This window comes from Jatrophihabitans sp. (assembly GCF_051960575.1).
GTDB lineage: Bacteria > Actinomycetota > Actinomycetes > Mycobacteriales > Jatrophihabitantaceae > JBQCEE01.
Map to the genome: position 1 here is coordinate 1 of NZ_JBQCEE010000137.1, position 8,842 is coordinate 8,842.

Annotated in this window: 9 protein-coding genes and 1 pseudogene; 4 read left to right on the forward strand and 6 right to left on the reverse strand. The window is 72.0% G+C overall.

The features are described 5' to 3' along the window. From ACTHMS_RS07410 to ctaE, 4 genes are all read right to left on the reverse strand, one after another. Positions 1-715: cytochrome b (locus tag ACTHMS_RS07410; RefSeq protein ID WP_440306024.1), on the reverse strand; the 715-nt coding region annotated here is incomplete at its 3' end. Next, positions 712-1,815 (reverse strand): cytochrome bc1 complex Rieske iron-sulfur subunit, encoded by a 1,104-nt coding sequence (qcrA, locus tag ACTHMS_RS07415; protein ID WP_440306025.1) that lies wholly within the window; start codon positions 1,813-1,815, stop codon positions 712-714. The genes ACTHMS_RS07410 and qcrA, both read right to left, overlap by 4 nt. 37 nt (positions 1,816-1,852) lie before the next feature. Next, positions 1,853-2,653, reverse strand: coding sequence for a cytochrome bc1 complex diheme cytochrome c subunit (gene qcrC, locus ACTHMS_RS07420; RefSeq protein ID WP_440306032.1), 801 nt, complete (start codon positions 2,651-2,653; stop codon positions 1,853-1,855). A 113-nt stretch (positions 2,654-2,766) separates the two neighbouring features. Further along, entirely contained in the window at positions 2,767-3,390 is a 624-nt protein-coding gene (ctaE, locus tag ACTHMS_RS07425) for an aa3-type cytochrome oxidase subunit III (RefSeq protein ID WP_440306026.1), read from the reverse strand. 132 nt (positions 3,391-3,522) lie between these two features. Here ctaE and ACTHMS_RS07430 point away from each other — a divergent pair, with 132 nt between their 5' ends. The 3 genes from ACTHMS_RS07430 to ACTHMS_RS07440 are packed head-to-tail and all read left to right on the forward strand — an operon-like array spanning position 3,523 to position 6,210. Then, complete coding sequence (locus ACTHMS_RS07430; RefSeq protein ID WP_440306027.1) at positions 3,523-3,942, forward strand: hypothetical protein; 420 nt, start codon at positions 3,523-3,525, stop codon at positions 3,940-3,942. A 5-nt stretch (positions 3,943-3,947) separates the two neighbouring features. Beyond that, positions 3,948-4,997: an anthranilate phosphoribosyltransferase gene (gene trpD / locus ACTHMS_RS07435; RefSeq protein WP_440306028.1), complete on the forward strand. Its 1,050-nt coding sequence runs from the start codon at positions 3,948-3,950 to the stop codon at positions 4,995-4,997. Between the two features lie 52 nt (positions 4,998-5,049). After that, on the forward strand, positions 5,050-6,210 hold the full coding sequence (locus tag ACTHMS_RS07440) for a cytochrome c oxidase assembly protein (protein WP_440306029.1): 1,161 nt from the start codon (positions 5,050-5,052) through the stop codon (positions 6,208-6,210). Positions 6,211-6,252: 42 nt separating this feature from the next. Here the strand turns inward: ACTHMS_RS07440 and ACTHMS_RS07445 are convergent, their stop codons facing one another. Further along, positions 6,253-6,531, reverse strand: coding sequence for an Lrp/AsnC family transcriptional regulator (locus ACTHMS_RS07445; protein ID WP_440306030.1), 279 nt, complete (start codon positions 6,529-6,531; stop codon positions 6,253-6,255). 71 nt (positions 6,532-6,602) lie between these two features. Beyond that, positions 6,603-8,366: a DEDD exonuclease domain-containing protein gene (locus ACTHMS_RS07450; protein WP_440306031.1), complete on the reverse strand. Its 1,764-nt coding sequence runs from the start codon at positions 8,364-8,366 to the stop codon at positions 6,603-6,605. A gap of 67 nt (positions 8,367-8,433) precedes the next feature. Between ACTHMS_RS07450 and ACTHMS_RS07455 the strand changes: the two are divergent. Next, a pseudogene (locus ACTHMS_RS07455) lies at positions 8,434-8,842 on the forward strand (NYN domain-containing protein); the annotation flags it as partial.

The window sequence follows — 8,842 nt, forward strand, 5'->3', positions numbered from 1 at the left end:
CCAGCACGAGGTGCGCGCCGATGAGCGCGGCCAGAATGGCCGGGATCAGCAGCACGTGAGCGATGTAGAAGCGCCCGATGATCACCTCGCCCGGGAAGCTGCCGCCGAAGATCAGGAACGCGAGCCAGGTGCCGACCACCGGGATCGACAGGATGATCGCGTCCGCGATGCGGAGGCCGGTGCCCGAGAGCAGGTCGTCCGGCAGCGAGTAGCCGGCGAAGCCCTCGACGATGCCCAGACCGATGAGGCCGAGGCCGATGAGCCAGTTCAGCTCACGCGGCTTGCGGAACGCCCCGGTGAAGAACACCCGGAACATGTGGATCAGCATCGCGGCCAGGAACAGCAGCGCCGCCCAGTGGTGGATCTGCCGGACGATGAGGCCGCCGCGCACGTCGAAGGTGATGTCGAGCGTCGAGGCGTAGGCCCGCGACATCGGGATGCCCTGCATCGGCACGTACCGACCGTGATAGACGGTCTCCGACATCGACGGGTCGAAGTAGAACGTCAGGTAGGTGCCGGTGAGCAGCAGGATGATGAACGAGTAGAGCGCGATCTCGCCCATCATTAACGACCAGGGGTCGGGGAAGACCTTGTTCAGCTGCTTCCGCATGGGGCCGGCCATCTTGAGCCGGTCGTCCATCCACACGCCGGCCTTGCCGGCGGGGGTGCGGGGCGGAGTGGCGCGACGGGTGGGTCGCGTGGCGGATGCGGTCATGGACGCTCCCAGAAAGCGGGCCCGATGGCTTCATGGTAGTCACTGGTGGCGACGAAGTACTGCCGTCCGTCCTCGCCCACTTCGACGTGGATGGGGAGCTTCGGCAGACTGCGCGACGCCGGCCCGAACACTGGCTTCGCGTCCTTCAGGACTTCGAACTGCGACTGGTGGCACGGGCACAGCAGACGCGTGGTCTGCTGCTCGTACAGCGACGCCGGGCACCCGGCGTGCGTGCAGATCTTCGAGTAGGCCACGAACTGCGGATTCTCCGCCGGCCAACCCCATGCCGCCTGGCCCTTGCGGGCCTCGATCTTCTGACCCGGCCGGAGCCGGATGATGAGCGTCGGCGACGACGCGTCGGTCACGCCGTTCTTGCCGTCGACCTCCTGCCGCACGCCAGGGAACACCGTGGCCAGCCCGCCCGGCTCGAAGTCGTCGGGGCTGACGCGGCGGAAGTCCTCGTAGACGATCGGCACGTACTTCTGACCCTCCGGCGCCCACTTGGGGTCGAAGAAGGTGTGGAACAGCTTGTTGCCCGGCTTCTTGATCATGCCGCCGACCAGTGCCACGAGCGGCACGGTGGCGAGGGCGCCACCGGCGAGCAGCAGCGAGTTCCGCAGCATCGGACGACGGCCGAGCCCGGTGTCCTCGAAACCCTGCGCGAGCGCGGCCTCGGTGAGCAGCTGGTCCTCTTCGCTGGACGGCTCGTCGTGCCGGTCCTGGACGGCCTCCTCCTCCGGCATGAGCCACTTGGCCCACAGCACCAGGCCGGCGCCGAAGAAGATGAGCATGGCGGCGAGGGTGCCGCCGAGCAGCGGTGTGAAGTACTTGAAGTTCTGCGGTGTGCCCGGCAGGTGCCAGTGGAACGGCACGATGATGAAGCACACGATGAAGGCGACGCCGGCCAGGGCGGCGATGAGGAAGGACGCAGCCACGCCGCGCTCGGCGCGCTTCTCGGCCTTCGTGCCCCGGATGGGGAACCGCTCGCGCCGGTGGGCGATGCGGATGCCGTCGAGCTCGGCGCCGACGATCATCGCCTCTTCGGGCGTCATGTCCCGGATCTCGTCAGCCGTCGGCTGGTTCTGGTCGACGCTGCTCATCGCGGCCCTCCAGTGGCCTTCAGGACGGTGGTGGTCGTCATCCGGTCTTCGCCCCGATCCACAGGATGAAGCCCATCAGGGCACCGACGCCGACGACCCAGATGACGATGGCCTCGGACACCGGCCCGATGCGGTCGATGCCGTGGCCGCCCGGATCCTGCGACGCCTTGAGGGTCTGCACGTAGGCGATGATCGCCCGCTTCTGCTGCGGGGTGATCTCGTTGTCGGTGAACACCGGCATGCTCTCGGGACCGCTCAGCATGGCCGTGTAGATCTGCTTGTCCGTCGCCTCCCACAGCGACGGGGCGACCTTGCCGGCCGAGAGCGGCGCACCGTGGAAGGTCGCGCCGTGGCACGAGGCGCAGTTCAGGCGGAACAGGGTGCCGCCGTCGGCGATGGAGCTGTCCGGACCCTTCAGCTCGCCCTGCGGGATGTCCGGACCGCCGCCGTAGTGCTGGACGTACGCGGCGAGCTGCTCGATCTCCTTCTCGCTGTACTTGGCCGGCTTGCGCTCGGCGTACGCGCCCTGCTGGGCGAGCGGCATGCGGCCGGTGCTGACCTGGAAGTAGACGGCCGCACCGCCCGTCCCGACCAGCGAGACACCGCGGCCCTCGACACCCTCGAGGTTTGCGCCGTGGCAGGTGATGCAGCTGTTCTCGAACAGCTGGCGACCCGCGGCGATGTCGGCGGCGCTCGACGTCGTGTCGGACGCGCCGGACGCGGTCGCGAAGACGGCGTACGCGCCGGCGGTCGACGCGAGGGCGCCGAGCAGCACGGCGGCCGAGCCGAGGCGGCGGCGCGTCCGGCGCCGGTCACCGGCGGAACGGCGCGCGCGCACGGGTCGGTCGGCGCGATCGGCGACGGCGGGCTCGAACCCGAGCTCGCGGTCGACGTCGGTCTCGTCGTTCACGGATGCCCTCTCTGCATGGTGAGTCATCGGGACGCCCGACCTCAGCGGATCAGGTAGATGACGGCGAACAGGCCGATCCAGACCACGTCGACGAAGTGCCAGTAGTACGACACGACGATCGCCGCGGTCGCCTGCGCCGGCGTGAACTTCGCCAGCGCGGTGCGGATCAGGTAGAAGACGAAGGCCAGCAGGCCGCCGATGACGTGCAGCCCGTGGAAGCCGGTGGTGAGGAAGAAGACCGACCCGTAGCCGGTGGCGGAGATGGTGTTCCCGTCGTGCACCTGCATGCGGTACTCGTTGGCCTGGCCGAGCACGAACACCAGGCCCATGAGGAAGGTGATCGCGAACCAGCGGCGCAGCTTGTAGACGTCGCCCTTCTCCGCCGCGAACACGCCCCACTGGCAGGTGAACGACGACGCCACCAGGATGATCGTGAACGGTGTCGCATACCCGAGACTCAGCTTGATCGGGTCGCCGTTGGCCAGGTGCATCGGCCAGTCACCGGTGTGCCAGGAGCGCACGGTGAAGTACATGGCGAACAGGCCCGCGAAGAACATGAGCTCGCTCGAGAGCCACACGATGGTGCCGACGCTGACGATGTTGGGACGCGTCAGCGAGTGCACCTTGCTGGACTCGAAGCGGGGCGCGGTGGCGGTCGAGGTCACCTTCGCATTATTGCCTTAACTGGCCCCCAGGGTCGTGGGCGGGGTTGCCGGATGTCGCGCGGAGTGATCCACCCCTCTCGGCGGCTACGATCGGCTCCTGTCCGAGAGCCGACGGAAGGCGGGGCCGACCCGATGCCAGGTGCGTCCGAGCGCGTGACCGTGCTGGTGTACAGCAACGATGCACAGGTTCGTGCACAGGTTCGGACGGCGGTCGGGCGGCGGCCCGCGCCGGACGTCGGACGCATCGACTGGGTCGAGTGCGCGACGCACGCCGACATCCTGCGCGAGATGGACCAGGGCGGCATCGACCTGGCCATCCTGGACGGCGAGGCGCAGCCCACCGGCGGCATCGGCCTGGCCCGCCAGTTCAAGAACGAGCTCATCGACTGCCCACCGCTCGTCGTGCTCATCGCCCGCCGCCAGGACGCCTGGCTGGCGAAGTGGTCGCTCGCCGACGACGTGATGCACACGCCGATCGACCCGGTCGCCGCAGCCGCGGTCGTCGCCCACCACCTGCGCGTCCGGGACAACTCCATCCCGGTCGTGCGCTAGCGGGCGTGGGCGCCGCCGACGCGCAGCGCACCTGGCCCGCGCTGCTCACGGCGCTGCTGCGCGGCGAGTCCCTCGAGGCGGCGGACACCGCCTGGGCGATGGACGAGATCATGGCCGGCGACGTCGCGCCGGCCCGGCTCGCGGCCTTCGCCGTGCTGCTGCGCGCCAAGGGCGAGACGCCGGACGAGCTGGCCGGGCTGGTGAGCGCCATGGTCGACCACGCCACGCCGCTCGAGGTGACCGGGCGGGCGGTGGACGTCGTCGGCACCGGCGCCGACCGGGCGCACACGGTGAACATCTCGACCATGGCCGCCCTGGTGGTCGCCGGGTCCGGCCGCACCGTGGTCACGCACGGCAACCGGGCGGCGACCTCCGCCTGCGGGTCGGCCGACGTGCTCGAAGAGCTCGGCGTGGTGATCGACCTGTCCGCCGCCGGTGTCGCCCGGACGATCGCCGAGGTCGGCATCGGCTTCTGCTTCGCCCGCGTGTTCCACCCGGGCATGCGGCACGCAGGCCCGACCCGCAGCGAGCTCGGTGTGCCGACGTTCTTCAACTTCCTCGGGCCGTTGACCAACCCGGGCCGCGTCGCCGCCGCGGCGATCGGCTGCGCCGACCCGCGCATGGCGCCGGTGATGGCCGCCGTGCTGGCCAGCCGTGGTGACTCGGCGCTGGTCTTCCGCGGCGACGACGGCCTCGACGAGCTGACGACCACCACGACGTCGCGGGTCTGGGTCGCGCACGGGGGAGCGGTGCGCGAGACGACACTCGACCCGGCCCGGTTCGGCATCGCCCCGGTCGCGCCCGAGGTGCTGCGCGGCGCGGACGCGCCGTTCAACGCCCGGGTCGTGCGCGAGGTGCTGGCCGGCGGGGCGCCCGGTGTGCGCGACGCCGTGCTGCTCAACGCGGCGGCGGCGATCGCGGCGCACGACGGACTGGCCGGCGACCTGGACGAGGTCGTCGCGGCGGGGCTGGACGAGGCGACGCGGGCGGTCGACACCGGCGCGGCCGCCGCCCTGCTCGACCGGTGGGTGGCCTCGAGCCGCGCGGCCGCCTGAGGGTGACCTTTCCCGCAGCCGGGCCCGCACCGGCGCGGACCATACTGGGATCGTGGCTGCACCACCGTCGACCCCGGCCCGCCGAGGCGTGCCGCGGCTCGTCGTGGTCGCGTGGGCGGTCGCTGCCGCGCTCGTCGCCGGGCTGATCGTCGCGGTCGTGCGCTCACTGCGCGACACCGGCGCCGGGCACGACATGGCCGGCATGCACGGCATGTCGACGGCCGACGCCATCACCCGTGGCGGCGCGCCCGCGATCGTGCGTCCGCTGCTGTCGTCGGAGTTCTTCACCGCCTGGCAGTTCGACGCCCCGGCGCTGCTGGTGGTCGTCGTGCTCGCCGCGCTCTACGTCAGCGGGCTGGCCCGGCTGGCCGACCGTGCCCCAGGCACCAGGTGGCCGTGGCCCCGCACCGTGTCGTACTTCGCCGGCCTCGTGGTCATCGTCTTCGCGACATGCGGCAGCATCGCCGTGTACGACAAGGTGCTCTTCACCGCCCACATGGCCGGGCACCTGTGCCTGGTGATGGTCGCGCCCGCGCTGCTCGTCGCGGGCAGCCCGTTCCGCCTGGCCGTCACGGTGGCACGGCCCGCCACCGCCGACCGGATCCGCGCCGCCCTGCGCAGCCGGGTGGTGTCCGCCCTGACCTCGCCGCCGCTGGCGCTGGCGACCTACGCGGCCGTGATCGTCGGCACCCACCTGACCGGCGTGATGGACCACATCATGCGCTCGACGTGGGCCGGCCAGGTCGAACATCTCGTCTTCCTCCTGGTCGGGTGGCAGTTCTTCGTGCTCGTGGTCGGCGACGAGCCGATCCGGTGGCGGTTGAGCTCGCCGGTGCGCTGGCTGCTGCTCGCCGTCGCCATGGCCGTCGACACGTTCACCGGCATCGTCCTGCTGCAGGGCACCGGCGCCGTGGCGCTCACACCGTCGACGCTGCAGGTCAACGGGCTCACCGACACCCGCACCGGCGGCGCGATCATGTGGGTCGGCGGCGACGGGATCATGGCGGTGATCATGGTCGCGTTGGTCGTCGCGTGGCTGCGCGCCGCGGACGACCGCCCTGACAGCAGCGGCTGGCTCGAGCAGGCGCGCCGCGCCCACTTCGGCGAGACCACCGGTGCGTCGACCGATGATGCGTCGGTCGGCGACCTGGACGACGCCGACGAGGCCCGCGCGGCCTACAACGCCTACCTGAGCCGGCTCAACGGCCGCTGACCCGACCTGTGGCGGCCTCCGCCTGTCGGCCGGGCCGACGCGTCAGTCGAGCCCGAGCGAGAAGGTCGACTCGAGGTCGTGCCGCGAGTACGCGCGGAAGGCGATGTGCGTGTCCGTGTGCACCACGCCCTCGACCTTCGACAGCCGACCGGCGATCACCTCGGCGATGGCGTCGAACTGCTTCACCCGCACGATCGCGATGAGGTCGACGTCGCCGGCCACCGAGTAGACCTCGCTGACGCCGTCGAGCCCGGCGATCGCCTCGGCGACCTCGGGGATGCGGTTCGCCTCGACGGAGACCATCACGATCGCTGTGATCACGCCTGCCGATGCTAGTGCCGGACGCGGTGGTGCGCGCCCACCGCGGGCCACGGCGTGCCCGGACCCCCGAGTCACGCCGAGGCCCGGGCCGGACGCGAGTCGACCCGGAGCCGGCGGCGGTCGGCGAACGGATCGGCCGACCGCCGGAGGTCGCCCAGGTACGAGCGCAGGTGCCCGGCGCCGAAGGCGGGCATCGTCCACGGGTCGCTGCTCTCCACCAGCCGGGTGCCGGGTTCCTCCAGCCAGTCGAGCAGCCGTTCGGTCTCTTCGGCCAGCGGCATGTGCTCGGGGTCGACGACGTCGGCGGTGGCCAGCAGCGCCTCGACGACCGGCCACGGCGCGACGCCGCGTGCCGCGACCCCCGCGGCCACGAGGCGACCCTGCCGGATGACGCTCAGCTCCCAGCCGCCCGCGCCGTCCGGTCGGGCCGCGACCAGCTCGGCGATGCGGCGCAACGAGGTGAGCCGCTGCATGCGGGCACATGCCCGCACGACCGTGGCGATGCGGTCGCGCACGACGGCGGCGTGCTCGTAGCGCTGCGCCCCCGACAGCGTGGACAGCTTGGCCTCGAGGGGCTGCAGCAGCGGCCGCACGTCGCCCGTCCAGGCGGAGGCGACCAGGCCGACCAGCGCGGCGTACTCCTCCGGTGTCGTGCCGCCCTCGCACGGGGCGCCGCACCGGCCGATGCCGGCGAGGGCGCACGCGGCGCGGACCACCTTGCGCAGCGAGAGCCGGTCGCTGCACTGCCGCAGCGGCACGGCGTCGTGGATCGCGTCGCGCACCGCCTCGGCCTGCCGGCGGGTGCGCAGCGGCCCGAGATACACCATGTCCGGCCGGACCTCGCGGACGATCGACAGCCGCGGGAACGGCTCGGACGTCAGCTTGAGCCACACGGCCTTCTCGGGGAACTTCGACCGCCGGTTGTAGCGCGGCTTGTACGCGGCGATCAGCCGCAGTTCGCGCACCTGTGCCTCGAGCGCGTGCGCGCACTCGATCGGGTCGACCCGATCGGCCAGGCCGACCCTCTCGACCCTGCGGCTGCGGGTCTCGCTGGCGACGAAGTACTGCCGCACCCGGCTGCGCAGGTTACGGCTCGTGCCGACGTAGAGGGGGCGGCCGGTGCCGTCGCGGAAGATGTAGACCCCCGGGCCGTTCGGCAGGCCGTCGGCCAGGTGCCGCTTGCGCCGCTGCGCCTCGCTGACCTGCGCGGTGAAGGCCCGCAGTTCGGGCAGCGACTGCACACCGAGGTTGCCGAGGCGGGCGAGCAGCCCGTGCAACACGTCGACGGTCGCCCGGGCGTCGTGCAGCGCCCGGTGGTCGGGGGTCGTGGCCGCGTGGAAGAAGTCGGCCAACGTGCGGAGCTTGCAGTTGCGCACCTCGTCGCGGGTCAGCACGCGACGGGCCAGCACTGCGGTGTCGACGACCGGGAAGCCGGGCCACGCGATGAGCTGCGCGTCGCAGGCCGTCTTGAGGAACCCGACGTCGAAGGGCGCGTTGTGGGCCACCAGCACCGAGCCGCGGGCGAACTCGAGGAAGGCCGGCAGCGCGGTCGCGATGGTGGGGGCGCCGCTCACCATGGCGTCGGTGATGCCGGTCAGCACGCTGACGAACGGGTTGATCACGCGTTCGGGGTTCACCAGCGTCTGGAACTCGCCGAGCACCTCGCCCCCACGCACCTTCACCGCGCCGATCTCGGTGATGCCGTCGGTGGCGGCGGCGCCGCCGGTGGTCTCGAGGTCGACCACGACGAAGGTCGTCTCGCGCAGCGGCTCGCCGAGTTCGTCGAGACCGAGTTGGTGGCCGACCTGGGGGCCGAGCGTGCGGGCGGCGGTCATGCGGCGGACGGTAGGCAGAGGGTCTGACAATTCTTTGCGCGACGCGCCCGTCCGTACCCTCGACGAGGTGGACGACGAGCTGCCGGAGCCGGTGCGTGGCCGGGCGCTGACGCTCGCCGCCGACCTGCTCGGCCGCCTGGACGCCGATGCCGTCCCGGCCTCGCTGCGGGCGATCGCCCGGTTCACGCCGTCGAAGCGGCGCCGGCTCGGGACGGCGGCCGTGGGCGTGGCGCTCGAGCGTGACGACGACTTCCGCGCCGCGCTCGCGGAACTGCTGCGCAAGGACGACCCGGCGCTGCTCGAGAAGCTCGAGCAGGGCGACATGCCCGACGGCGATCCGCTCGCGGCGGCGGCGATCGCCTGGCTGGTCCGCCCCGAGGGCTGGTGCGAGGTCGTCGCGACCGCGGTCGAACGCTCGGCCACCGCGCCCGCAGCGGACGCGGGCGAGCTCGCCGAGCTGCGCGCCGAGGTCGGGC

What these genes read in the sequence shown, in the direction of transcription:
- qcrA (WP_440306025.1), bottom strand. Translation starts at nt 1,815, where the DNA reads ATGAGCAGCGTCGACCAGAACCAGCCGACGGCTGACGAGATCCGGGAC.
- ACTHMS_RS07430 (WP_440306027.1), top strand. Translation starts at nt 3,523, where the DNA reads ATGCCAGGTGCGTCCGAGCGCGTGACCGTGCTGGTGTACAGCAACGAT.
- ACTHMS_RS07450 (WP_440306031.1), bottom strand. Translation starts at nt 8,366, where the DNA reads ATGACCGCCGCCCGCACGCTCGGCCCCCAGGTCGGCCACCAACTCGGT.